Source organism: Streptomyces sp. NPDC005811 (assembly GCF_040630405.1).
GTDB lineage: Bacteria > Actinomycetota > Actinomycetes > Streptomycetales > Streptomycetaceae > Streptomyces.
In genome coordinates, this window is the sequence record NZ_JBEXXK010000007.1 from 119402 (window position 1) to 142379 (window position 22978).

The window sequence follows — 22978 nt, forward strand, 5'->3', positions numbered from 1 at the left end:
GGGGTGCGGGGTCCTTTCAGCGGACGGGGCAGCGGTGAGTGCGGGCGGCGAGTTCGGCGGCGGCGCGGCTGTCGTAGTCGGCGGAGAAGTTGCAGCGGGGGGCGGTGCAGGCGGCGGTGTGCTTCTCGCGGCCCCGGTGGTCGTAGGCGGTGCCGACCTGGACGGGGCCGATGCGGGTGACGTTGCGGAAGCGGCGGTTGGCGGGCATGTCAGCGCTCCTCTCGCGGCGTGGGGGCGGGGAAGGCGTCGAGGATCCGGGCGGCGTCGGCGGGGTCCGGGGTGCAGTCGGCCGCCGCTTCGGCAAGGAGTCGGGCGAGTGCGGGCCGACCGCTGGCGGCCATCTGGCGGGCGGCGTCGAGGTAGTCGGCGGCGGTGTTGAAGGTGAAGAGGGGCACGGTCAGCTCCCTGTCGGTGTGAGGTGGGCGGCGATGGCTTCGGCCATGGGTGCCGGGACGCCGAGGCGGGCCCGGAGGGTCGGGGTGTCGATCGGGGCGCCGGTGCGGGTGTGGTGCTCGGCGGCGACCTTGCGGGCGTGGTTGATGAGGGCGGCCGGGACCGGGACGGGAGGGGGTTCCGGCGGTGCCTCGATGGCGGGCAGGTTGGGGGTGGGTGGCTCGGGGGCGGGTTCGGGGCCGTCCTCCTGGTCCTCGATGGCCTCGGCGGCCGGGGCCGTCTGGGGTGTCGAGTGGGCGAGGAGCGTGCCGCCGAGGAAAGCGACGGCGGGCCAGCCCGCGACGAGGATGCGCAGCCAGGCCGGGACGTCGGCGAGGTCGAGCAGGCCGGCGGTGGCGACGTTCGCCCCGAGAGAGGCGGTGATGGCGATGACGAACCAGCACCAGGCCGCCGTCTTCCCTGCGCCGGAGCGAAGTCGACGCCAGGCGGCGACAAGTAGCAGGTCTACGGACACGGGGTAGGCCCAGGCTTTCCAGCCGTCCTGTCCGGCGGCCATGGCGATGTCGTGGATGTGGGCGAAGGACAGCGCGGCGGCGATCAGCGCCTGTACGAGCACCGCGTCAATACGGGCCAGTTGGGCGCGCATGAGGGCGGCTCCTTCCGGGTTCAGGCATGGGAGGGGTAGGGACGTGGCGCGAGGCGGTCACGCCGACCGGGGAGGGAAGAGCGCGTCAGTCGGTGACGGGGTGCGGCTGGACGGCCGGAACGCGGGCCTCAACGGTCCGTACGGGTACGGCGGGCCGGAAGGGCTTCAGTGCGGGCAGGTCGGGCACCAGGTGGGCCGTTTGCTGGCAGATGTCGGCGGCGTCGCCGAGGGAGAGGTAGGGGGTGCGGATGCGGGACCAGCCGCCGGAGGTGTCCCCCGCGACGGCGAGGCCGGGCAGCTCAGGGGCGATGGCGCAGGCGGCCCCGACCGCTTCCGGGGCGATGTCACCGAGCGCCATCTTGGCGGAGGCTTCATCGTTGACCCGGTGGCAGACGCGGCCGGTGAGCTGGGCCCTGAGCATGGTGGCGCCCTTGCCGAGTTCGGCGCCGAAGCGCTGCCCGCAGACTTCGAGGTAGATGCCGGCCGCGCGGCCGAGCTGGGCGAGGCGGATGAGCTGAGTGACCATCTCGTCGCGCCGTTCCTCGTCCTTCTTCGTGGCGACGAGGAAGAGTTCCGCCACCTCGTCCACGAACAGGACGACGGGCACGGGCCGCTCGCTCTCGGGCAGGCCCCAGATGTCCGAGGTGATCTCCTCGTCCGGGGTGCCGGGGGCGATGCCTTGCCGGGCCCTGATCAGGTCGTATCGGTGCTCCATCTCTTTGACCAGGACGGGCAGCAGCTCGGCGACTTCTTCCGGCTCGGTGGCGAGGGCGGACAGCCGCGGGGCGAATGGGGCCAGCTCGACACCGCGTTTGCAGTCGAAGCCGACCAGGGCGACGTTCTGACGGGCGAGTCCGGAGACGAGATGGCGCAGGTACATGGACTTGCCCGACAGCGTGGCGCCCAGGGTGAGTTGATGAGGCACGGTCCGGTAGTCGCGTAAGAAGGGCAGGGCGTCCTCCCGCAGCGCGACCGGCACCTTGAGGAACCCGCCGCCCAGCTTGCGCGGCATCCGCACCTTGCGCAGGACATCGAAGCCGACGAGCCGCAGTTCGACGACACCGGGCTTGACGGTGGTGACGTACACGGCGTGGACGCCCCAGGCGTGCCGCAGCCGTTCGGCCGAGGCGGCGACGTCGGCGGGTTCCTGCCCCGGAGCGAGGCGGAGCCGAAGCCGCAGCCCGGTCGAAGTGGGCCGGATGATGCCCCGCCGGGGTGGCACGGGACGGATCTCCCGCCGGGTGGTGGCCTTGACGGCGAGGACCCGCAGCCGGGACGGGGCCACGGTCAGGCCGCAGGCTTCCATGACCGAGGCGTACGAGTTGAGGAGGCGGACGGTGGATATCGGACCGCCGACCGCCGACCAGTACAGGGCCGGGTGGTTGGCCCGGGTGTAGGCGGCCCCGCCGCCGAGCGCGGCGAGGGGACCACCCACCTCCAGGAGCGTCGTCAGGTCGGTCATCAGGCCGTGGCCCCCATGGCGGCCGGGAAGGCGGCCGGGGTGACGGCGGCGGCCCGGTAGGCGATGCCGTGACGCTGCTGCCCGTTGAACACCGACTCCCACGGCCGGGCGATGAGCCCCGGCAGCGAGACGGGCGAGCCGAGGATCAGGCCCTCGGTGACGCCGCCCTCCGGGACGGTGACCTTGATGAGCGAGGACTCTCCGTCCTCGATGTACACGACGCCGATGGTCATCAGCGCCTCACCGGTCACGGCGTCCTTGGCGATCTCGCCCGTCTGCCGGTCGCGGACCTTCGGTTCCGGGGCCTCCGTCAGCAGGATCGTCGCGGCGGAGGACTCAACACGGATGGTGCGCACAGCACACTCCCCTATCTACTCGTCTATACATGTAGCGATCTGTGAACCCGATCTCCCGGGCTCACGAGGATCACCCTGCCACACAACTTGCCCACTCGTCTATACGAGTAAGCGTGTTGGGGTGTACGAGTTCGGAGAAGCGTCCCCCGCGCACCACCACCAATCACCCGCTCACGTGGCCGGGAGCTGGTAGGCCAGGACGTAGGCGTCAGCCGCCATGACCGTGTCGCAGACCTCCACGGGCCGTCCCTCGGTGTCGAAGGCGGTCCGGATCAGGTGGATGACGGGCACGCCGGCCGCCAGGTGCAGCGTCTTGACCTCGGCGGGCGAGGGCATCCGGGCACGGATCTCCTCCTCAAAGTGGTCGAGGCGGTGACCCAGCTCCTCGAGGCGGGCGTAGATGCCGCCGGGCCCGGGGTTGGGTTCGGCGATCTGCGTACCGCGCGCGATGTCGAGCGGCAGGTAGGAGGTCGCGAACTCGACGGGCCGACCGTCGAGGAGGTACCGGCGCCGCCGGGCGAGCACCCGCCGCACAGAGCCCAGACGGGCGGAGACGTCCTGACCGGCCTTCTCTTCCTTCACCTCAAGACTGTCGACCTGGGGGTGACTGCCGGCCGCATCCGCCTCCACGATGAACGCGGACTTCCCCTGCTCGCGGTGGCGCCGGGCGAACCGGTCCGAGGCGAGACGCCGCACCGGCGGACGCGGCCGGACGAACACGCCCTTGCCGTGCTCGGCGTGCACCAGGCCCTCGCCCTGGAGGACGGAGAAGGAGTTGCGGACGGTCATCCGGGACACCCCGTAGTGGTCCACCAGCTCAGCTTCCGAAGGCAGCTTCTCGCCCTCCCGGAACCGCCCCCGGTCGATGGCTTCGCGCAGCTGATCGGCGATCTGCCGGAAGACCGCACGATCGCTCGTGGGGTCGAGGTCACCGAGGAGGCCCGAAGGAAGTGAAGGGCTCACGTGTGTACTCCTTTAGGTATCTAGACGAGTGGGCGAGTGTTGTTGCTACGGTGGAGAGCCTAGCCATCCGAGAGGGCCGAGGAACGTGAGCACAGAACGCCCGCACTCCGTGAGCGTGGCCGGGGTCGTCGTCGACGACCAGGGCCGGGCCCTCCTGATCCAGCGCCGGGACAACGGCAAGTGGGAGCCCCCGGGCGGTGTCCTCGAACGCGAGGAGACCATCCCCGAAGCCCTTCAGCGCGAAGTCCTCGAAGAGACCGGCATCAAGATCGCGCTTCCCGCGACCCTCACCGGCGTCTACAAGAACATGACCGGCCTGATCGTCTCGCTGGTCTTCCGTTGCGATGCGACCGACGGCGTGCTCACCACCGGCGACGAGACCCGCGCACTGCGCTGGGCCACCCGCGAAGAGGTCTCCGAACTCGCCGACGAGGCATACGCGATCCGCGTCCTGGACGCTTTGGACGCGGCGTCTCCGCCGGCCATCCGCGCCCACGACGGCGTGAAACTCGTCTAGCCCGAACCCGCTGCACATGGCGGCCTACCAGCACGAAGGAACTTGTATGCACGAGTATACGAGTACAGCGAGGGTCTGGGGACTGTCTTGCCCAGGTTTCCCGGAAGAGATCAGCCGGGCCCGCCGCTGGACCCGCGACATCCTGCGAGGCTCCCCTTTTGCCGAGGACGCCGAGCTGATCGTGAGCGAGCTGAGCGCGAACGCGATCCTCCACACCGCCAGCGGCCGGGACCAAGGCAGCTTTCACCTGGCCGTCGCGGTGTCCGCCCAGGTGGTTGCCGTCTCGGTGACGGACGACGGAGGCACGGGCACGGCCCCGAAGATCGAGCACCAGGACCAGGACGCCGAACGCGGCCGCGGACTCGGCATGGTCAGCTCGATCGCCCACCGGGTCGTCGTCCACGACAGCGAGGCCGGCCACACGGTCACCGCGGAGCTCTTCACAGGCCCACGACGAGGAGGACATCTGTGAGGACGACAACCGGCCCCGGCTTCTGGTGCGAGTGCTGGACACAGAACCTGGACGCGCGACAGGCGCCGGCGCTCTTCGGGTCCTACGACGCGTACGACGCCGTGGAGGCGAACAACTGGGTAGCGACGATCCTCCGCACCATCTCACCGGCCCTCGACACAGCAGCCTGCGCGGAGGCATGGGAACGGCTCTACGACCACCGCATCGACACCCGACGAGCGCTCTTACGGCGCGAGCCCTGGACTGTGTCCGTCATCCACGCCAGCACGCGCATCACATGGACGGTGCGACCGGTGCTCTTCCTGCCGATCGCACACCGCCAAGGCGGCGAACTCCCGATGTGTGCGTACGACTTCAAGCCCACAGGCCCCGAGTGACCGACTGCGTTACAACTTTCTCTACTGGTTCAAGGCGGCTCGCTCCGCTCCCCGCGCGCGGCCCGGCCCCCGGCCGGGCCTGCGCTCCTGTCTCCGCCCCGCTCCAGCCCTGCCGCCGCCCGTACCGCGCGCAGCGAATGACCACTTGTCGTGGATCACGTTCGTTGCGCCTGCCCGGGAGGCTCGAATCGCCCTACGCATCGGGAGTACATCTGCCGCGATCAGTACCTGAACGGATCTGGGCAGCCGTGCAACCGCAGCTTCACATGAGTAGGGAGGAAGTCGCAGCACTCGCGATAGAGCTGGGCTAGACCCATCGTGTCGAGCGTGCCGTGCAGCAGTCGATACAAGTCAATCAACTTGCGAACGTCGCCCACCGCGTACTGGAGTTGCTCATCAGATAGAGAAGCGCTCATCCAGTCACTGAAACGCATGTCCTTGTTGAGGTCGATTTCAAAGTGGAGACGCATTAGATGCTTGAGGGAATACTCCCGCGGATCAGCTTCCGGGGCGATCAGCTTAGCGGCGATTTTCGTGCAGACGACAGAATCCGGCGTTGCGCCCCACTTGTGCGCCATGAATGACAAGTCAAATGGGGCATGGTGAAAGACTTTTGTAACCTCTCGAGCTTCTAGCAGTGCCGTCAGCCGTGGTGGAGGCTTGTGGATCTCTGTAATGACACACGCGCCGGCCGTCGGCGAGAATAGCTGACAAGTTCCGATCTTGGACGTCTTCGGATCGAGCCCGTTCGTCTCTATGTCCCAAGCAGCAAATTGGTCACCAATAATTTGCTCGTACGCTGCGGCGGTCAGATCGTGAGACATGACCCGAACTTGGGTCGCGGCGGTACCGTCAAGGGTAAATTTTTTGACTAGCACCACGCACGACCTCCAAGTCATGTTCGAAGAATTTGAAGAGGCTTCCACCTTCGCGACACACGAAGACAGGTACTGAAACGCGCTGTCCGGCGGCGTGATGGTAGAGGGTAACGACGATACGGTCATCGATTCGGTAGGATGTGAAAACTCGGTACACGCTCGTGGTCCAGATCTCCACGCGTCCAGACGGAGTGGGCCCATCGAGTTGCTTATACCCGTCGATAGCCTCAGTAATCTTCCCTCTCGCATCGCTCTCTGTGTAGCCAAAGCGATTGGCGAGAGTCTTGACGCAGGTGCGGTCTGTGGGGTCAGGAACGAACACGCGGACCTTAGAGTTACTCTTCGCGATCAGTGTAGACAGCGCTGCAAGATTCTGATTTCGCCACGTGTTTGCCCAGGCGGAAAAGACATCCAGCTCGCGGGCGTTAGAAATTGTGGACGACCAGTCAAGTGCTTTCGTATAATCCGTGCCGATAGATTCAAGCGCAGATTCAACGACATCATATTTCAATTTGTGAACTTCGAGCATCTCGTTAAAGAATGCGCGACGTCCGGCCAGCTCCCAAAGAATGGCGATTGCTACCGACACGATAGCCAGCCCGCCCAATTGATTTGCGAGGTTTGAGACGGTGCTGTGCTCTTTGAACCAAGTGGTGCCGCTGAGATATATGAGGAGAACGCCAACAATCGAGACAGCCACCGCAATGAGCCAGTACATGAAGGTGGTCACTCTGCGGTATGGGTTGCTGCTGGACGTCATCTACCCCTCCTTTGATCCGAAGCTATCTGACCGCACTGACAGTCGTGCGGTTCCATGTAGCCGAGTGAGAGCTGACTGTAGTCACGGCGGCATCATCTGCAGCCGGTCTTCGTGTAGATGTGATCTGATTGCATGAGACCGCAGCATCCGGCAAGTAGGACGTTTGTCATGATTCGAGAGGATTGCTGCGGTCGGTCACGGAACTGTCAGTGGGGCTTGCTCTCATCGACGGCACCAGTAGCGTGGCTGAGGTTGGTGGGGGGTGCAGCGAGGCACACGCGTGCGTGGTCGGTCGGCGCACCCGCCGCCGTGGCTGACTGTCGTCGGCTGAGGTCCAGACGGGCTTGATCCGCGTGGAGTGATGACCGTGCCACAGTTGGCGAGGGGAGTTCGCGAGGCTGTCAAGTCCGCCCCAGGCGGCTGACACCACCGCCTGACACCAACAGCTCCGAACGGCGGCGATCAGCGGCGAACGCGGGCGAACCCTCAGCCGGGCACCAGAGGCGGTTGGCCAACGTCGCCGCCCCCTTGTGACCGACCTGATAAGGATGAGGCCACAGGTTCAAATCCTGTTAGCCCCACAGTGAGAAGACCCCCGGTTCGGATGAACCGGGGGTCTTCTGTGTTGTGTGCGCGGTGGCGCGAAGTGGGCAGCAAAAAGGCCCGGTCGCTGGCGACGGGGGATGCACCAGCGACCGGGCTTGGGCCAAGGCTAACAAGGGTGGTTGATCAACGGGAGGCGACTGGTCCGGCCGAGGGGTGAGTTGTGATCGGGATCACTTCTGGGGGTGGTCGGGGCACGGAGGATCGTACGAGAGGCGGGGGAGGTACTCGTGCCACTCCTCGGCGGTGAGGACGTTGCGGGTGGTGGCGCAGATGTGGGTGATGGCGCGGTCGACGTCGAGGTTCCAGAGGCGGACGGTGTCGGCGCCGCTGGAGACGCCCAGCAGGCGGCTGTTCGGGCTGAAGGAGAGGAAGTTGCCGGTCTTGGCGTTGGGGCTCATCGACTGGCCGATGGGGGAGGCGTCGGAAGGGGTGCGGACGTTCCAGAGGCGGACCGTGTTGTCGTTGCCGCCGGAGGCGAGCGTGCCGCCGTCCTGGCTGAACGTCAGCGAGACGACCGCCTCGGTGTGGCCGGTGAGCGGGGAGCCCAGGCCGCCCGCCCGGGAGGGGTCCGTGATGTCCCACAGCCGGACCGTGTCGTCGTCGCTGCCGGAGGCCAGGGTGGTGCCGTCCGGGCTGTAGGCGAGCGCGTTGACCGGGCCCGAGTGGCCCTTGAGGGGTTTGCCGATGTTCGTCGCACGGCTCGGGTCCGTCACGTTCCAGAGGCGGATCGTGGCGTCCGCGCTGCCGGAGGCCAGGGTCGTGCCGTCCGGGCTGAAGGCGAGCGCGTTGACATAGCCGCGGTGGCCGGTGAGCGGGGAGCCCAGGGCGGTGACATGGGCGGGGTCGGCCACGTTCCAGAGCTGGATCGTGCGGTCGTCGTAGCCGGTCGCGAGGGTCTTGCCGTCGGGGCTGTACGCGAGCGCGTCCGGGCCGGTGAAGCGGGTGCGCAGGGCGATCGGGGCGCCGTGCGCGACGGGGTGGGACGGGTCGGTGACGTCGTAGAGGTAGACCGCCTGGTTGTCGGTGAGGACGGCGAGGGTGCGGCCGTCGGGGGAGAAGGCCAGGGAGCGCCAGCCGCCGTCCGCGGCCATGAACGGTCTGCCGAGCGGTTCCGGGCGGTCGGGGCGCGCCACGTTCCACAGCCGGATGCGTCCGTCGCGGGCCGCCGTGCCGAGCACCCGCCCGTCCGGGCGGAAGGCGCCGGTGCGGCCGATCATGTCCGCGGTGGGGACCGACCAGAGCCGGACCTTGTTGTCGCCGCTGCCGGTGGCGAGGGTGGTGCCATCGGGGCTGAAGCCCAGCGCGTACATCTCGCCGCTGCTGCCCGCGAGGGGTTCGCCGAGCTGGGAGGGGTACGCCGGGTCGCTGACGTTCCAGAGGATGGCCGTGCTGTCCGCGCTGGCGCCGGCGAGCAGCGAGCCGTCCGGGGAGAAGGACACCGACCAGACCGGGCCGGTGTGGCCGGTCAGCGGGGCACCGAGGGCGCTCGGGTGCGCGGGGTCCGACACCTTCCACAGCCGGACGGTGTCGTCGGAGCTGCCGGAGGCGAGCGTGTCGCCGTCCGGGCTGAACGCCAGGGAGTGGACCGTTCCGTCGTGGCCGGTCAGCGGCTCGCCGAGCGGCCGCGGCCGGGCCGGGTCGGCGGTGTTCCACAGCCGTACGGCGTTGTCGTCGCCGCCGGTCGCGAGCGTACGGCCGTCGGGGCTGAACGCCACGGAGCGCACCGCGGCGCTGTGGCCGGTGAGGGTGGCGAGGGCCTTCGGCGCGGCCGGGTCGGCCACGTTCCACAGGCGCACCCTGCTGTCCTCGTTGGCGGAGACGAGCGTCCGGCCGTCGGGGCTGAAGGCGATCAGGTAGACCGTGCCGCCGTGTGCCTGGAGGGGCTTGCCGAGCGGGCGGGGAGCGGAGGGCTTGCGGACGTCCCACAGCCGGACCGTGCCGTCGTCGCCGGCGCTGGCGAGCGTGTGGCCGTCGGGGCTGAAGACCGCGCTGCTCACCCAGCTGGTGTGGCCGGTGAGCGGCTTGCCGAGGGGCTTGGGGCGGGCCGGGTCGGCCAGGCTCCACAGCCGGACCGTGCGGTCGTAGCTCGCGGTGGCGAGGAGCTTGCCGTCGGGGCTGAAGGAGGTGAGGTAGACCGCGCCGGTGTGGCCGAGGAGCGGGGTGGCCAGGGGCGCGTTGACGATCGAGATCAGCCGGTTGCGGGCGCCCTCGTCGCCGGGCCGCAGCCGGTGGGCGACCAGGTCGAGCTGGGCGGACAGCGACGGGTCGGTGTACTGCACCCGGTCGGCCTCGGCGACCACCTGTTCGAACACGGCGTCGTTGCGCTGCTGCCAGGCGACGACCGCCGCGCCGACCGCCAGCAGGGACAGCACCACCAGGGCGGAGACGGCGGCGCGGCTGATCCAGACGGTGCGCCGGCGCAGCCGTACCGAGGCGGCCAGGAAGTCCACCGCGCTGCGGGTGAGGAAGGTGTCACCGGCCGACTTCGCCCAGGTGTGCGCCTGTTCGAGCCGTGAGCCCCGGTAGAGCAGGGAGGAGTCGCGGTGCGAGCCCTCCCAGGACCGGCCGTCCTCCTCCAGGCGCTGGCGCAGCAGATGGTCGCTGCGGTCCTCGTCGATCCACTCGCGCAGCCGGGGCCACGCGGTCAGCAGGGCCTCGTGGGTGATCTCCACGGACTCCGCGTCCAGCGTCACCAGCCGGGCGCGCACCAGCGCCTCCAGGGACTCCTGGGTCGCGCCGGGGTCGGTGGACTCCTGCGCGAGCTGGCGGCGGGTGCCGCGCCGGCGGGTGGCCTGGGTGTCCTCGCCGAGCCGGACCAGCCGGAGCAGCAGCAGCCGCGCGGCCGTGCGGGCGGCCGGGTCGAGGCCGGACCAGGCCCGTTCGGCGGTCGCGGCGACCGCGCCCTGGATGCCGCCGGCGGCGCGGTAGCCGGCGAGGGTCAGCCGGCCGGCCTTGCGGCGCTGCCAGGTGGCGAGCAGGGCGTGCGAGAGCAGGGGCAGCACCCCGGCGTCGTGGGCGCCGCGCGGTCCGTCGGCGCTGACCTCGCGGACGATGAGTTCCGCGAGGCCCGGTTCGAGCTCCAGGCCCACGGCCTTCGCGGGACCGGTGACCGCCTCGCGCAGCTCGGTCGTGGTGAGCGGGCCGAGGACCATGTGCCGGTGCTGGAGGGCGTCGGCGAGTTCGGGGTGGGCGAGGCATTGTTCGTAGAAGTCGGCGCGGATGCCGAGGACGACCAGCACCGGGGCCCGCTCCCCCGCGCCCGGGGTGGCCGCGGCGTGCAGCAGCTGGACGAAGAGGCGCCGGCTCGCGTCGTCGGAACAGAGGGTGAAGACCTCCTCGAACTGGTCCACGACGACGACCGCCTGGCCGCTCCCCGGCGCCTCGCGGCGGGCCCAGACGGTCACGGCCTCCCGCACGGACCGCGCGAACCGCAGCGGAACGGGGTCGGAGAGCTCGTGGGCGCCCTCGACGAGGGGCACGAGCTCGGGTATCCGCGCGGTCAGCTCGCCGAGGGGATCGGCACCGGGGACCAGATGCAGGACATCCCCGGGCGGTATGTGCCCCTGTGGGGGGTTTTCCTGCGGGGCGTTTCCCTGTGGGTGGTTCGCCTGCGGAGGGTGTCCCTGTGGGTGGTTCGCCTGCGGGGGGTGTCCCTGCGGGTGGTGCCCCTGCCGGGCGTTCGCCTGCGGAGGGTGCCCCTGCCGGGCGTTCGCCTGCGGCGAGCTCCCCTCCCGTACGCCCCCTTCCCGTACGCCCCCTTCCCGTACGCCCGCCTCCCGTACGTTCCCTTCCGGTACGTCCGTCTCGTCGTCCCCGTCCCGGAGCGCGCCCTTGCGCAGGGCCGGTACCAGTCCGGCGCTGAGCATGGAGGACTTCCCCGCGCCCGAGGCGCCGACCAGCATCACCGGGCCGCCCGTGCGCCGGGCCGCGCGCAGCTGGGCGACGAGGGCCTCGGTGCTGCGCTCCCGGCCGAAGAACCAGCGGGCGTCCTGCTGACGGTAGGAGGCCAGGCCCCGGTAGGGGCACACGCTCCCCGGAACGGCGGACTCACCCGAGCCCGAGCCCGAGCCGGAGCGCGGGCCCGAGCCGGAGCCCGGTCCCGCTCCCGCGCCGGTCCCGGTGCCGGAGCCCGAGGCGCTCTGATCCCCCTCCGTCTCCTCGGCGGACGCGGCGCCCTCGCCGGCCGCCACCGGGTCGGCCAGCGCGCGCTCCCACAGCCGCTGCCACTGCGGCAGGTCGTAGAGGCCGGGGGAGACGGGGACGGGCCGGGCGCGGCGCGCGTCGGGTATCAGGACGTGGAGGACGGCGGCGAGGGCGGCGAAGTGGGCCGGGACGTTGCGGGCCCGGCGCCAGTCGCTGATCCGCTGGGCCGACACCCGCACCGGGCGCCCGCGCTCGTCGACCCGGTGCAGTCGCGTGACCGCCTCGGAGACGCGTTTGAGGGGCGGATTGCCGGCCTCCTTGTAGAGCAGCGCGAGACGTTCCGCGAAGGCTGTGCGCGCCCCTGAGTCGGAGCCCAAGGCCTCCACCCCTTTACTTCCCCCGCACCTGGAATCCGGACCGGAAAACTCACTTTATATGGCTGACCTGCGGCGACGAGGTGGGCCCGAGGTCGGCACCCTCCTCGCCGCGAGCCGTAGCTGGCAGGATCCGAAGGGCAACCGGACGTCATCCGCACCGTTCGGCAGCGGTCCGCACGAGGGGAGGGACCGGTGCCGAACGGTGCGGTGCGCGCGATGGCGTGTGCAGTGCGCACCGGTCACTTTCCGCTCCTCGGTTCCCGAACCGGGTTGAGTTACCCCGGGCCCGCGGCCCTCACGCATTGATCCACTGGCCGGGCCGGTTCCCGATCACCTTTGGCCGAGACCTGGACCCCGCTGTCCGGATGCCGCCCCCGCCGTCCGCCGTCCGCCTGTGCCGAATGCTTGATTCGCGCCTGGTGAGAATGTAGTTTTCAAAAAACGAGAGTGCGGATCCAGCAGGGCGTGCGGGAGGCACTGACATGCAACGGGACGATCTGATCCTGATCAGCGTGGACGACCACATCATCGAGCCGCCGGACATCTTCGTGAACCACCTGCCGAAGCGGTACCTGGACGACGCGCCGAAGCTCGTCCACCGCGAGGACGGCAGCGATGTGTGGCAGTTCCGGGACAACACCGTGGGCAACGCCGCGCTCAACGCGGTCGCCGGGCGGCCCAAGGAGGAGTACGGCCTCGACCCGCAGGGCATGGACGAGATCCGGCCCGGCTGCTACGACGTCCACGAGCGGATCAAGGACATGAACGCGGGCGGTGTCCTCGCCCAGATGAACTTCCCGTCCTTCCCCGGTTTCTCGGCGCGGATGTTCGCCACCGAGGACTCCGACTTCTCCCTGGCCCTCGTGCGCGCCTACAACGACTGGCACATCGACGAGTGGTGCGGGGCGTACCCCGGCCGGTTCATCCCCATGGCGCTGCCGGCCATCTGGAGCGCCGAGCTCACGGCGGCCGAGATACGGCGGGTCGCGGCCAAGGGCTGTCACTCGATGACCTTCCCGGAGAACCCGGCGGCCCTCGGCTATCCGAGCTTCCACGACCCGTACTGGAACCCGGTGTGGCAGGCCGCCTGCGACACGAACACCGTGCTGTCGGTGCACATCGGCTCCTCCGGCCGCCTCGCCATCCCGGCCGTCGACTCGCCGCCGGACGTGATGATCACGCTCCAGCCGATCAACCTCGTCCAGGCCGCCGCCGACCTGCTGTGGTCCCGGGTCCTCAAGGAGTTCCCGGCCCTGCGGATCGCGCTGTCCGAGGGCGGCACCGGCTGGATCCCCTACTTCCTGGAGCGCGTCGACCGCACCTTCGAGATGCACGCGACCTGGACCCTCCAGGACTTCGGCGGCAAGCTCCCCTCCGAGGTCTTCCGCGAGCACTTCCTGACCTGCTTCATCACCGACCGGCTGGGCGTCAGGCTGCGGCACGACATCGGTATCGACAACATCTGCTGGGAGGGCGACTACCCGCACAGCGACTCGCTGTGGCCGGACGCGCCCGAGCAGCTCCACGAGGTGTTGCGCGAGTGTGCGGTACCGGACGCGGACATCGCGAAGATGACCCACGAGAACGCGATGCGCTGGTACTCCTTCGATCCCTTCGCCCACATCCCGCGGGAGCGGGCCACGGTCGGCGCGCTGCGCAGGGCCGCGGCAGGCCATGACGTCGGCGTCCGCTCGCGCAGCCGGCAGCTGACCGAGCCGGTGGACAAGCTGGAGGCGTTCCGGGCACGGGCCCGGGCGGCGATCGCGGCGGCGCAGTAGGGAGGCCCGGGAGCCTGGTGCCTTACCGGAGCCTCGCCGGGCTGGATAGCTGACGGTCCGTCAGTTATGGTCGCCCCGCCGTGCCGATACGGCGATATGGAAGGGGTGAGCGCCATGGAGACCCGACAGACCCGACAGACCCGACAGGCCCGACAGGGCAGTCCCCGGAGCCCGCAGCCGCCGGGGGACCCGCGCTGGGTCGCGATGTTCCACGACCCGTCCTCGGATTCCTGGCGGCCCGCCGCCGAATCGCCCGACCGCACCCCCGTGCTGTACGCGATGGGCGAGATGGCGCAGGTCAAGCGGGCGCGGGGGGACGCGGTGACGGTCGCCCTGTGGGGGCCGAAGGACGGCGGGTGGCACCTGTACGACCCGGCGGGCGCCCCGGCCGCGGAGAGCCCGGTGGCCGCGGAGAGTCCGGTGGCTGCCGAGAGTCCGGTGGCTGCCGAGACTCCGGTGGCCGCCTCTCCCGCCAAGCTCGTCGAGCGCATGGAGGGCCGCCGGCACCAGGTGCTCATGGCCGGGCTGAGCAAGGCGGGCCTGTACGACCTCACCCCGGACGACGTCACGGCCGTACGGGCCCTGGTGGACGGGGCCGACGAGAGCACGTTGCGCCGGGTGGCCCACTGGCTGTCCGTCGCCGCGGGCCGGCCGGCCGGGTAGGTCCGGCCGAGGGGGGCCGGCAGGTCACGGGGGGTTGGGGGTCCTGGGGGGTCCTGGGGGACGTACGGGCGGACCTGGTCCGTCGTACCGTCCTCGTGGATCACCCAGTGAGGTGTGCATGCGGCGAAGGCCCGGTCGCTTCGGAGCCGCCGGGCCTGCATCGTGCGGTCTGTACGCAAGTCGCCGTCACGTCGAACGTCGGTGGTACCGCTCTTTACTGCTATGCCTCATCTGTACCGGCTACGTCTCAGCGCTGGACCGGGATCGACGGCTCGGCCGCCTCCGTGTGGTCGCGGTCGCAGTCGGCGCCCTGCTCGGCCGCGTCCGCGTCGTCGAGGGAGCTGTGGCGGCAGCTGGGGGACTTGCCGTGGGCCTCGGCGAGGATGCGCTGCTTCATGGTGGGGGGCAGGGAGCGGGTCTGGAAGAAGTCCCAGGCGGAGGCGGGCGACGGGGTCGTGACGGGCGTGCTCCTGGTGACCGGTCCGCTCGGGCGCTCGCCGGCGGGCACCTCACGGGCAGGGCGCGCAGAACCGGCGTCCCGAGTGCCTGCGTTCTCCTCGGCGGGGATCCCGCCGCCGACGCCCGCACCGCCGACGCTTGCACCGCGGGGGCTCGACGCCTCGGGGCTCGTGGCGCGGAGGCTCGTACCGCGGCTGCTCTCGACTCCGGAGTGCGAGCCGCCCGCGTTCGGGCCGCCGGAGCTCGATTCTCCGGCACTCGATCCTCCGGGACTCGATCCGCCCGCGCTCTCGGCGCGCGGGCTCTCGGTGCCGCCGGTCTTCTCGGCGTCCGTGTGTGTCGGTCCCGTCTGTGCCGCCGCGGTCGCGGCGGTCGAAGCGACGAAGCCGAGCGCCGTGCACAGCGCGAGGAACGCGGTGACGATCGCGGTCCAGAGCTTCATGACCCGGTTCACGGTCATGCCCCTCACCTTCAGGTTGGGCGATTTGCGTACTTTGGTCATCATGTGTATGGCGAGGGGGAACCGGGGGACCGACGCACACGACGAGGCGATGTTCCGATGAACACCACTCGTATGGGCGCACCGGGGGAAACGAGTCACAGAGCGGCCGAAGAAGGGAGTTGGGAGGCCGACGCAGGTCACCGATCGATATCGGTCGGTGTGTATAGTCGGGCGCCAGAGGTCCCCTACGTCAAGGAAAGACGAGGTCGCGCGGTGAAGAAGCTGCTCCTGGTCGCACTGGCCGCCATCGGCGGTCTCCTCGTGTACCGGCAGATCCAGGCGGATCGCGCCGAGCAGGACCTGTGGACGGAGGCCACCGACTCCGTGCCCACGGGTTCGTGAGTACCGACACCAGAGACTGAGATCGAGATCAGACCCCGGCCGCCGAAGCGGTCGGGGTTTTGTGTTGCTGGTGTACGGCCTCCGGTTGCGGAGGTTCCGGTTTGCGGATAGACGCGGGCGTTCCGGACGCTCGTGGGGATTGCGGGGGCGGGGGCCGGGGCGGCGGGGCAGGATGGGCCACGATCGGACCAAGGCGAGGGGGCGGGTTCTGATGGCCCGGCGTACGGGGGGTACGGGGCGCGCGGCGGTGATGCTGCGCGCCGTGGTCCTGGGGGTGCTGCTCGGGTGGACGGTGCCGGCGCCCGCCGCCGTGGCCGCGCCGGACGTCCCGTCGTACGCCTTCGCCGACGACGTCCGTGAGGCCCGTGCCGCCACCGGCGCCGCCGCGGCCGTACGGCTGGAGCCCGGAGCGACGTACAAGAGCACGCTCGACGGCGGCAGCAAGGCGTACTACCGCCTCGAACTCGACGACGCGTCCACCGCGTACGTCGCCGTCACCGCGATCCCCCGCCCCGGGAGCACCCCCGCCGTCGGCGACGGCATCACGGTCTCCGTGCAGGACGCCGACAGCGGAAGCTGTTCCTTCGAGTCGGCGACGATCGGCGCCGCGCGCAGCCCGCAGCCCGTGACGGCCTGGGGCGCGCGGGAGATCAGGCCCGGCAAGGGGCTGTGCCAGGAGGCGGGCACGTACTACGTGGTCGTCGAGCGGTCGGACACGGGCACCGGGGAGACCGCCGGCGACCCCTGGGAGCTGGAACTCGCGCCCGTCACCGAGCCCCCGCTCGCGGCGGCCGGCGACACGAGCACCCCTCGGGCCTGGGACTCCGCGACCCCCGCACCGCCGTCCGGGGAGCCGGTCGTGCGGCCCGGCGGCGCCGGCTTCACCGCGGCGACCGCCGTCGGACAGGGCGTCTGGCGCGACGAGGTGGTCCCCGGCGAGACCGTCTTCTTCCGGGTGCCCGTCGACTGGGGACAGCAGCTGTACGCCGAGGCGGACCTGGCCGGCGGCACCACGAGCAGCGCCTCGGGCACCGGCGCCGGAGCCGGCACCGGATATGTGGTCGACGCGCTGGAGCTGTCCCTCTACAACCCGGTGCGCGCCAAGGTGGTGGCCCGGGGCACCGGCTACGGCGGCAGCGAGAAGTCGGCCGCCCTGGATCCCGTCCCACCCGTCCGGTACGCCAACCGGTACGCGCCGACCGACCCGCAGAACAGTCTGCGGTTCGCCGGCTCCTACTATCTCGTCGTCCATCTCTCCACGCAGATCGCCGAGCAGTTCGGCGACGGCCCCTACGAGGTGACCCTGCGGGTCCGCCTCGGGGGTTCCCCGGAGTCCGGGCCGGGGTACCTGGGCCGGCCCGTGCCCGCCGGGGTCTTCGGCACGGACACGGGGACAGGGTCGCCCGGGGGATCCACGGGGGACGGGGACGACCCCGTGATGCGGGCGGTCGCGGCGGCCGGGATCGGCACCGGCAGCGCGCTGCTGCTGTTCCTCGGCGGCTGGACCCTGATCGCCCGCCGCCGGGCCTCCGCTCAGATCCGCGTCAGCGCCCAGAACCCGACGGCGTAGCAGGCCAGCGCGAGCAGCAGCACCGGGACCGTGACCCTGACGGGCGGGCCCGGCCGCCGCTGCCGTACGGCCCGGTGCCCCCGCGGCCGAGGGGCCGCCGCGACCGGGTCCTGAGCAGTGTAGGAGGCGGTGGCGGTGGCGGCGCGCGGGCCGTGGGAGGGCACCAGGGCGAAGGTGGGGTCGTAGGGGGTCGGGGTGGGTGTGGGTGTGGGTGTGCTCGTGACCGTCGGGAGCGGCGGCGGGAGGTGGAAGCTGCCGGTGTCCGACATGGACGGGGTCGGAGTGGGGGTCGGTGTCGGGGTCGGTGTCGGGGTCGGCGTGGGGGTCGGTGTGGGGGTGACCGTCGGAGGGTGCGCCGGCGGCCGTGGGGGGACGGAGGGAGAGGGCGTCGGTGTGGACGCTGTGTGAGGGGACGTTTCGCCTGGACCGGTCAAGGCGGGCGGGCCCGTCGGGCCGGGGGGCGTGAGAGGCCGCGCGGGCAGGGAATCCGTGCCCGGACGGGCCTGGCCGGGGGGAGTGTCGGGCCGTACGGGAAGGGACCCGTCGGGGGGAGTCGTCGGCCGGGCGGGCAGGAGGCGCTCACCGGTTGATCCCCTGTGGCCGGTTGATCCCGTGAGGCCGGTGGATCCCGGCGCCGCGGAAGGAGGCTTCCTCGGGAGCGGCGTCAGGGGCCCCTCGGGGCCGAACCCCTGGGGAAGGGGCCCGAGTTGGTCGAATATCTCGATGAGTTCGTCGTCGGGGCCGGGCTCCGGCAGGAGCTCCGCGGTCGCCGCCAGCGCCTTGCGCGCCCCCGTGGCCGTGCGGAAGCGGGCCTGCGGATCGGGTTGCAGCAGCATGGCGACGACCTGCCACAGCGGATCCGGGATTCCCTTGGGGGCACCCGGGGTTCCGTGCTCGGCGAAGTACTGCACGAGCGCCTTGGCGTCCGGCTTGGCGCCTTCGAGGAGGTACAGCGCGAGGAGTCCCACGGCGAACAGGTCGGCGGGGAAGTCGGGTTCGGCGCCCATCATCTGCTCGGGGGCGAGGTAACCGGGCGTCCCCACCACGAGGTTGGTCTCGGTCAGGCGCGGTTCGCCGAGCCGCATCGCGATGCCGAAGTCGGACAGCCTGAGCCGGGGGCGGGCGGTGCCGGTGGCTTCGAGGAGCACGTTCGCCGGTTTGATGTCACGGTGGACCACGCCCTCCGCGTGCACGGCGGCGAGCCCGGACAGGAGCTGGTCGAGCAGGCCGCAGACGAACGCGGGCGGCAGCGGACCGTAGTCGTTGACGAGGTGGACCAGCGAACCGCCGGCCACCAGGTCCATGGTGAACAGCACCTTGTCGTCGTCGGCGGCCCAGCTGGCGGGCGCGAGCACATGCGGGTGGTCGATCCGCAGTCCCTGTTCCCGGACGAACCGCAGCAGGGAGTGCGCGTCCCGCTGCTGGAGCACCTTCGCGGCCACGTACCGGCGGCGGCGGTGGTCCCAGGCGCGCCAGACCGCGCCGACCCCTCCGCGCCCGATCGGGTCGGCCAGTTCGTACCGTCCGGCGAAGACCTCACCCATGGCAGTGCGTCGCTCCTCCCCCTCGGATGTCCCCCTGCTACCCCCTCGCTACCCCCGTGGCGAGCGATGGACCCCCGTGTCCCCGCGGTCCTGTGGGAAGGTCTTCCCGGCCCCTCGGGTATGTCCCCCGTGCCCCCGTATGTATCCCCCGAGTACCCCGTACTCGTCCCCCATGTACCCCGTACTGGTTCCCCATGTACCCCGTACCGGTTCCCCATGTACCCCGTACCGGATCCCCGTCCACCCGTACCGGATCCCCGTCCACCGCGTACTCGTCCCCCGTGTACCCGTACCGGTGCCCCGTGCACCCGTAGTGGTCTTCTCGAGTACTCCCTCGACCGTCCCCCGACGGCCGGGCGCGTGCGTCCGGTGCCGAACCCCCTTCGGCGACCGGTCGGACGGCTCAGTCCGGCGGCTCAGTCCGTACGGCTCAGCTCTGGTGGGACTGGTAGTGCGTCACGGCGTCCGAGGTGCGGCCCGCCCCGTACACCCGGAGGAACTCGGCCAGTTCCGGGTGGCTCGGGGCGAGGGTGTCGGCGGCGTCGATGATGTCGCCGGCGGCGGCCACCGAGCGCAGCAGCGACTGGATCTCCCGGACCACCCGCTTCACCGTGGGAGCCCCCGAACTGCTCGTCGTGGTGGTGGTGTTGCTGAGCACGGAGCCCCCCTGCGACCGCTTGATCTCGTCCATCCGCTCGGTCGCCTCGGCGGCGCTGACGCTGCCGTCCGCGACCTGTCCGGCCAGCTCCTGGAGCAGCTGCACGCGCTGCACCACGGCCGGGTTGCCGATCTTCGCCCGCTGACCGCTCATCAGCTGGGACAGCATCGGTGCCGACAGCCCCAGCACCCCCGCGAGACGAGCCTGGTTGAGGCCAAGATCGTCGATGAGCTTACGGAAGAGCGCCCCCAGTGGCTCCCCGTACCAGTTCCGCTGAAGTTCCCGCGCTCTCGCGGTCGCTTCCTGTTGTGCGGCGTCCATTGCGTCTCCCCATCGCTTCCCCAGAACATCCACGGTTCGCTGTAGCGAACCACGTCGAGCATCTTACGGAGAGTGGTCATTCACGGGGACCCCCAATCTTTTTGCGAGATACCCCCGGTGACCCGGTACTCTGGTCTGCGGCGGCCGTCGGGACGAGTTCCCGGCCGGACGTCCCTTCCGGGGCCTTAGCTCAGTTGGTAGAGCGCTGTCTTTGCATGGCAGATGTCAGGGGTTCGACTCCCCTAGGCTCCACACCGGAAAGCCCCCCTGATCTGCGGAAACGCAGAGCAGGGGGGCTTTTCTCAGCTTGTCCCGGGTTCTCTCACGGACCGGCGGGCGGTCCCGCCCGACCGGTCGGACGGACGGTCCCGCCTGTCCGGAAGGACACAAAGGGGTACGCGGGACGGCGAACTCCGGGCGGGCGGCGTCCCGTTCGTGCGGGCGTCAGCCGCGGTCGTCGTCGCGGTGCGCCGCCTCCTCCTCGGCCTGCTTGGCCTGCACCTCCGGGTCCAGGACGGCACCGCTGCCGTCCACCGAGGTCAGACCTCCGGAGGGGGGGACCTCCGTGGGCGCGGGCGGTTCGACCAGCCAGTCCGGGTTGGCCTGCTTGTCCCACCACTTCCAGGCCGCGAAGGCGCCACCGGCGACCGCCCCGCAGACCAGGAGGATGCGGGCGGCCCTGCCGGCCCGGGCCCGCCGCCGGTGCCGGCGCACGAGCCGCTCGATCTCCCTCGGCGTCACCTGGCCGCGCAGCGCGGCCACCGCGGCGACGCCCCGGGCGGTGGCCTCGTCCTTCATGGGTCCGGCCGCGGCGACGGCCTGCTCGATCCTCGGCCGGGAGTACTCCGCCGCCTGCCGGGAGTACTCGGCGGCCTGCCGGGCGGCGATCCGGGTCCGGACGGCCGCCTCGTGCGCGGCCTGGTCGACCTTCGGCGGTACATGCGTCCGCGCCAGTTCCAGCCGGGGCGCGACATGGGTGTCGTACTGGGTGCGGGCCTGCTCGGCGGCCAGGGACACCTTGGGCGCGAGCCGTTCCCGGGCCTCCTGCGCGTACTGCGCGGCCCTTTCCTTGGCCGTGTCGGCGTAGGGCGCCACCACTTCCGCGGCGTGCAGCACGCTGTCCTTCGCCGAGCCGGTCGCGGCGCGCACGCTCTCGATGCGGGTCACGGGTTCCTCCTCCTCGGTGGCGTACGGTATTTCGACTTTCCACCCTTTTACGGATCATGCCTGCCGGTGTCCGTCACGGCACGTGCGGAGGGGCATCCGGGTGCCGGGCGGGTGGCCATAGGGGATGAATAAGGGCAACGGGACCTTGTCGTCGACAATGCCACGGATCGGCGCCGCCCGCTCCCGTCCGTGCAAGGATCGGGGGATCACACGAGCACAACGGAAGGCAGGATCGTGGCAGAGCAGCTCTACGCCACCCTGAGAACCAGCAGGGGCGACATCGAGATCCGGCTCTTCCGGGACTTCGCCCCGAAGACGGTCGCGAACTTCGTCGAGCTCGCCACCGGCGCGCGCGAGTGGGTCCACCCCGCGACCGGCGAGCGCTCCACCGCCCCGCTGTACGACGGCACGGTCTTCCACCGGGTGATGAGCGGGTTCATGATCCAGGGCGGTGACCCGCTGGGCAACGGCACCGGCGACCCCGGCTACCAGTTCCCCGACGAGTTCCACCCCGAACTGCGCTTCGACCGCCCGTATCTGCTGGCCATGGCGAACGCGGGCCCGGGCACCAACGGCTCCCAGTTCTTCATCACCGTCGCCCCGACGGCCTGGCTCAACCGCAAGCACACCATCTTCGGTGAGGTTGTCGACAAGGCCGGCCAGAAGGTCGTGGACGAGATCGCGGCCACCGAGACCAACCCGCGCACCCACCGCCCGACGCGGGACGTCGTCATCGAGTCGGTCGTCGTCGAGACGCGTTAGCGCGGTCCGCGGCGGGAACAGGAACCATTTGCCCCGCTCGTCCGTAAGGATGAGCAGGGCGGATCCCGTATGCCCGCCCCGCCCGACGACGAACTGGGGGAGCTCATGGACCAGGCGCCAGGCAGCCGGCCGGACGGCACCCACAGCGGGCTGCCCTCCTGCTACCGGCATCCGGGCCGCGAGACCGGCGTGCGCTGCACCCGCTGCGAGCGGCCGATCTGCCCGGAGTGCATGGTCAGCGCCTCGGTCGGGTTCCAGTGCCCCACCTGCGTCCGGGAAGGTTCGGGCACGGGGCATCCGCCGGCGGCCTCCCAGCCGCGCACCCTCGCCGGGGGTGCCCTCAAGGACGATCCCCGCCTGGTCACCAAGATCCTGATCGGGCTGTGCGTGGCCGTCTATCTGGTCCAGATGGCCGTCGGCGACCGCTTCACCAACAGCTTCGAGCTGCTCGGCCGGGCGTACGTGCCGGTCCTCGGCGGGGTCGAGGGCATCGCGGAGGGGCAGTGGTACCGGCTGCTGACGCCGATGTTCCTGCACGGCGGCATCGTCCACATCCTGTTCAACATGATGAGCCTCTGGTGGCTCGGCGGCCCGCTCGAACAGGCGCTCGGCCGGGCCCGCTATCTGGCGCTCTACTTCGTCTCCGGCCTGGCGGGCAGCGCGCTGACGTATCTGCTCGCCGAGCCCAACCAGCCGTCGCTCGGCGCCTCGGGCGCGATCTTCGGTCTCTTCGGCGCCACGGCCGTGCTGATGCGCCGGATGCGCTACGACATGCGGCCGATCCTCACCCTGTTGGTGATCAACCTGATCTTCACCTTCGGGTGGAGCAACATCGCCTGGCAGGCCCACATCGGTGGTCTCGTCGCGGGCGTGATCATCGGATACGGCATGGTCCACGCCCCGCGTGAGCACCGGGCGCTCGTCCAGTACGGGATCTGTGCCGCGGTGCTGGCCGCGGTGGTCGTGCTGACCCTCCTGAGGACCGCCCAGCTCACTTGAGCGCCCTGTTGTCCACAGCGCGTGGCGAATCTTGTGCACAACGTGCGGGAACGTCGACGCCCCCTGTCCGTGACCTTTGTTCATGCAGGTCAGGCAGGGGGCGAACGAGCTTTCGAGGGCTGGTGACTGCCGGTAGTTACGTCATACCGGCGTCAACCTCCGGTGAGTTATCCACAGATCGTCGTTTCTTTTCCCCATCTGTGGACAGAAGGCTCAGGCCTGTGGATAACTCAGTGAACAGCCCTGGGGAGAGCCGGCGGCGA

At 70.5% G+C, this 22978-nt stretch carries 22 protein-coding genes and 1 tRNA gene; 10 read left to right on the forward strand and 13 right to left on the reverse strand.

All coding sequences use genetic code 11. The features are described from left to right. Positions 1–16: 16 nt before the first annotated feature. The 6 genes from ABZ490_RS09995 to ABZ490_RS10020 form a co-directional block, all read right to left on the reverse strand. Positions 17–208, reverse strand: coding sequence for a mobile element transfer protein (locus tag ABZ490_RS09995; protein WP_037684465.1), 192 nt, complete (start codon positions 206–208; stop codon positions 17–19). Position 209: 1 nt separating this feature from the next. Next, positions 210–395, reverse strand: a complete 186-nt coding sequence (locus ABZ490_RS10000; RefSeq protein ID WP_358987072.1) for a hypothetical protein — start codon at positions 393–395, stop codon at positions 210–212. 2 nt (positions 396–397) lie between these two features. Beyond that, positions 398–1039 (reverse strand): DUF2637 domain-containing protein, encoded by a 642-nt coding sequence (locus ABZ490_RS10005; protein WP_358987075.1) that lies wholly within the window; start codon positions 1037–1039, stop codon positions 398–400. Positions 1040–1124: 85 nt separating this feature from the next. After that, positions 1125–2501 (reverse strand): FtsK/SpoIIIE domain-containing protein, encoded by a 1377-nt coding sequence (locus ABZ490_RS10010; RefSeq protein ID WP_358987077.1) that lies wholly within the window; start codon positions 2499–2501, stop codon positions 1125–1127. Continuing rightward, positions 2501–2857, reverse strand: coding sequence for a hypothetical protein (locus tag ABZ490_RS10015; protein ID WP_358987080.1), 357 nt, complete (start codon positions 2855–2857; stop codon positions 2501–2503). The genes ABZ490_RS10010 and ABZ490_RS10015 overlap by 1 nt, the downstream gene beginning before the upstream one ends. Before the next feature lie 171 nt (positions 2858–3028). Continuing rightward, complete coding sequence (locus tag ABZ490_RS10020; RefSeq protein ID WP_358987083.1) at positions 3029–3820, reverse strand: GntR family transcriptional regulator; 792 nt, start codon at positions 3818–3820, stop codon at positions 3029–3031. Between the two features lie 109 nt (positions 3821–3929). Between ABZ490_RS10020 and ABZ490_RS10025 the strand changes: the two genes are divergently transcribed. From ABZ490_RS10025 to ABZ490_RS10035, 3 genes are read left to right on the forward strand one after another with little or no spacing between them, the layout of a single operon-like run. Next, positions 3930–4337, forward strand: coding sequence for an NUDIX domain-containing protein (locus ABZ490_RS10025; protein WP_358987402.1), 408 nt, complete (start codon positions 3930–3932; stop codon positions 4335–4337). Between the two features lie 46 nt (positions 4338–4383). After that, positions 4384–4809 (forward strand): ATP-binding protein, encoded by a 426-nt coding sequence (locus tag ABZ490_RS10030; RefSeq protein ID WP_358987086.1) that lies wholly within the window; start codon positions 4384–4386, stop codon positions 4807–4809. Then, on the forward strand, positions 4806–5186 hold the full coding sequence (locus ABZ490_RS10035) for a hypothetical protein (protein ID WP_358987089.1): 381 nt from the start codon (positions 4806–4808) through the stop codon (positions 5184–5186). The genes ABZ490_RS10030 and ABZ490_RS10035 overlap by 4 nt, the downstream gene beginning before the upstream one ends. A gap of 221 nt (positions 5187–5407) precedes the next feature. On the opposite strand, the gene ABZ490_RS10040 is transcribed toward ABZ490_RS10035, so the two are convergent. The 3 genes from ABZ490_RS10040 to ABZ490_RS10050 all read right to left on the reverse strand — a co-directional run bounded on the left by ABZ490_RS10040 (position 5408) and on the right by ABZ490_RS10050 (position 11959). Further along, the gene (locus tag ABZ490_RS10040) at positions 5408–6010 is read right to left on the reverse strand and encodes a ribonuclease D (protein ID WP_358987091.1); all 603 of its coding nucleotides are present in this window, start codon (positions 6008–6010) and stop codon (positions 5408–5410) included. Between the two features lie 28 nt (positions 6011–6038). Continuing rightward, a complete protein-coding gene (locus ABZ490_RS10045) occupies positions 6039–6824 on the reverse strand; it encodes a hypothetical protein (RefSeq protein ID WP_358987094.1) in 786 nt (261 codons plus the stop codon). A gap of 776 nt (positions 6825–7600) precedes the next feature. Next, positions 7601–11959, reverse strand: a complete 4359-nt coding sequence (locus tag ABZ490_RS10050) for a hypothetical protein (RefSeq protein WP_358987096.1) — start codon at positions 11957–11959, stop codon at positions 7601–7603. 473 nt (positions 11960–12432) lie between these two features. Between ABZ490_RS10050 and ABZ490_RS10055 the strand changes: the two genes are divergently transcribed. Both ABZ490_RS10055 and ABZ490_RS10060 read left to right on the forward strand, forming a co-directional pair. Beyond that, entirely contained in the window at positions 12433–13728 is a 1296-nt protein-coding gene (locus ABZ490_RS10055; RefSeq protein ID WP_358987099.1) for an amidohydrolase family protein, read from the forward strand. Positions 13729–13842: 114 nt separating this feature from the next. After that, on the forward strand, positions 13843–14391 hold the full coding sequence (locus tag ABZ490_RS10060; protein WP_358987102.1) for a hypothetical protein: 549 nt from the start codon (positions 13843–13845) through the stop codon (positions 14389–14391). Positions 14392–14638: 247 nt separating this feature from the next. On the opposite strand, the gene ABZ490_RS10065 is transcribed toward ABZ490_RS10060, so the two are convergent. Then, on the reverse strand, positions 14639–14959 hold the full coding sequence (locus ABZ490_RS10065) for a DUF6344 domain-containing protein (protein WP_358987405.1): 321 nt from the start codon (positions 14957–14959) through the stop codon (positions 14639–14641). A gap of 606 nt (positions 14960–15565) precedes the next feature. On the opposite strand from ABZ490_RS10065, the gene ABZ490_RS10070 reads away from it, so the two are divergent. Both ABZ490_RS10070 and ABZ490_RS10075 read left to right on the forward strand, forming a co-directional pair. Next, the gene (locus tag ABZ490_RS10070; protein ID WP_003999697.1) at positions 15566–15694 is read left to right on the forward strand and encodes a DLW-39 family protein; all 129 of its coding nucleotides are present in this window, start codon (positions 15566–15568) and stop codon (positions 15692–15694) included. Between the two features lie 211 nt (positions 15695–15905). Beyond that, positions 15906–17264, forward strand: coding sequence for a hypothetical protein (locus ABZ490_RS10075; protein ID WP_358987105.1), 1359 nt, complete (start codon positions 15906–15908; stop codon positions 17262–17264). Here the strand turns inward: ABZ490_RS10075 and ABZ490_RS10080 are convergent. Together ABZ490_RS10080 and ABZ490_RS10085 are read right to left on the reverse strand one after the other, a co-directional pair. Continuing rightward, positions 17228–18808 (reverse strand): serine/threonine-protein kinase, encoded by a 1581-nt coding sequence (locus ABZ490_RS10080; RefSeq protein WP_358987108.1) that lies wholly within the window; start codon positions 18806–18808, stop codon positions 17228–17230. The genes ABZ490_RS10075 and ABZ490_RS10080 overlap by 37 nt on opposite strands. A 430-nt stretch (positions 18809–19238) precedes the next feature. Next, positions 19239–19787: a hypothetical protein gene (locus ABZ490_RS10085; protein ID WP_055636222.1), complete on the reverse strand. Its 549-nt coding sequence runs from the start codon at positions 19785–19787 to the stop codon at positions 19239–19241. Between the two features lie 179 nt (positions 19788–19966). On the opposite strand from ABZ490_RS10085, the gene ABZ490_RS10090 reads away from it, so the two are divergent. Further along, positions 19967–20039, forward strand: a tRNA-Ala gene (locus tag ABZ490_RS10090). A 192-nt stretch (positions 20040–20231) separates the two neighbouring features. Here the strand turns inward: ABZ490_RS10090 and ABZ490_RS10095 are convergent. Then, entirely contained in the window at positions 20232–20954 is a 723-nt protein-coding gene (locus ABZ490_RS10095) for a DUF5324 family protein (protein WP_358987112.1), read from the reverse strand. A 234-nt stretch (positions 20955–21188) separates the two neighbouring features. Here ABZ490_RS10095 and ABZ490_RS10100 point away from each other — a divergent pair, with 234 nt between their 5' ends. Together ABZ490_RS10100 and ABZ490_RS10105 are read left to right on the forward strand one after the other, a co-directional pair. After that, complete coding sequence (locus ABZ490_RS10100) at positions 21189–21716, forward strand: peptidylprolyl isomerase (protein WP_358987115.1); 528 nt, start codon at positions 21189–21191, stop codon at positions 21714–21716. A 105-nt stretch (positions 21717–21821) separates the two neighbouring features. Continuing rightward, positions 21822–22715 carry a rhomboid family intramembrane serine protease gene (locus ABZ490_RS10105; protein ID WP_358987408.1) on the forward strand — a complete coding sequence of 298 codons (894 nt, stop codon included), beginning with the start codon at positions 21822–21824 and terminating at the stop codon, positions 22713–22715. Positions 22716–22978: the final 263 nt, after the last annotated feature.

Coding starts and splice junctions, on each gene's coding strand:
- ABZ490_RS10055 (WP_358987099.1), top strand. CDS start 12,433: ATGCAACGGGACGATCTGATCCTGATCAGCGTGGACGACCACATCATC.
- ABZ490_RS10040 (WP_358987091.1), bottom strand. CDS start 6,010: ATGTCTCACGATCTGACCGCCGCAGCGTACGAGCAAATTATTGGTGAC.
- ABZ490_RS10045 (WP_358987094.1), bottom strand. CDS start 6,824: ATGACGTCCAGCAGCAACCCATACCGCAGAGTGACCACCTTCATGTAC.
- ABZ490_RS10030 (WP_358987086.1), top strand. CDS start 4,384: ATGCACGAGTATACGAGTACAGCGAGGGTCTGGGGACTGTCTTGCCCA.
- ABZ490_RS09995 (WP_037684465.1), bottom strand. CDS start 208: ATGCCCGCCAACCGCCGCTTCCGCAACGTCACCCGCATCGGCCCCGTC.
- ABZ490_RS10075 (WP_358987105.1), top strand. CDS start 15,906: ATGGCCCGGCGTACGGGGGGTACGGGGCGCGCGGCGGTGATGCTGCGC.
- ABZ490_RS10060 (WP_358987102.1), top strand. CDS start 13,843: ATGGAGACCCGACAGACCCGACAGACCCGACAGGCCCGACAGGGCAGT.
- ABZ490_RS10080 (WP_358987108.1), bottom strand. CDS start 18,808: ATGGGTGAGGTCTTCGCCGGACGGTACGAACTGGCCGACCCGATCGGG.
- ABZ490_RS10085 (WP_055636222.1), bottom strand. CDS start 19,787: ATGGACGCCGCACAACAGGAAGCGACCGCGAGAGCGCGGGAACTTCAG.
- ABZ490_RS10105 (WP_358987408.1), top strand. CDS start 21,822: ATGGACCAGGCGCCAGGCAGCCGGCCGGACGGCACCCACAGCGGGCTG.
- ABZ490_RS10010 (WP_358987077.1), bottom strand. CDS start 2,501: ATGACCGACCTGACGACGCTCCTGGAGGTGGGTGGTCCCCTCGCCGCG.
- ABZ490_RS10005 (WP_358987075.1), bottom strand. CDS start 1,039: ATGCGCGCCCAACTGGCCCGTATTGACGCGGTGCTCGTACAGGCGCTG.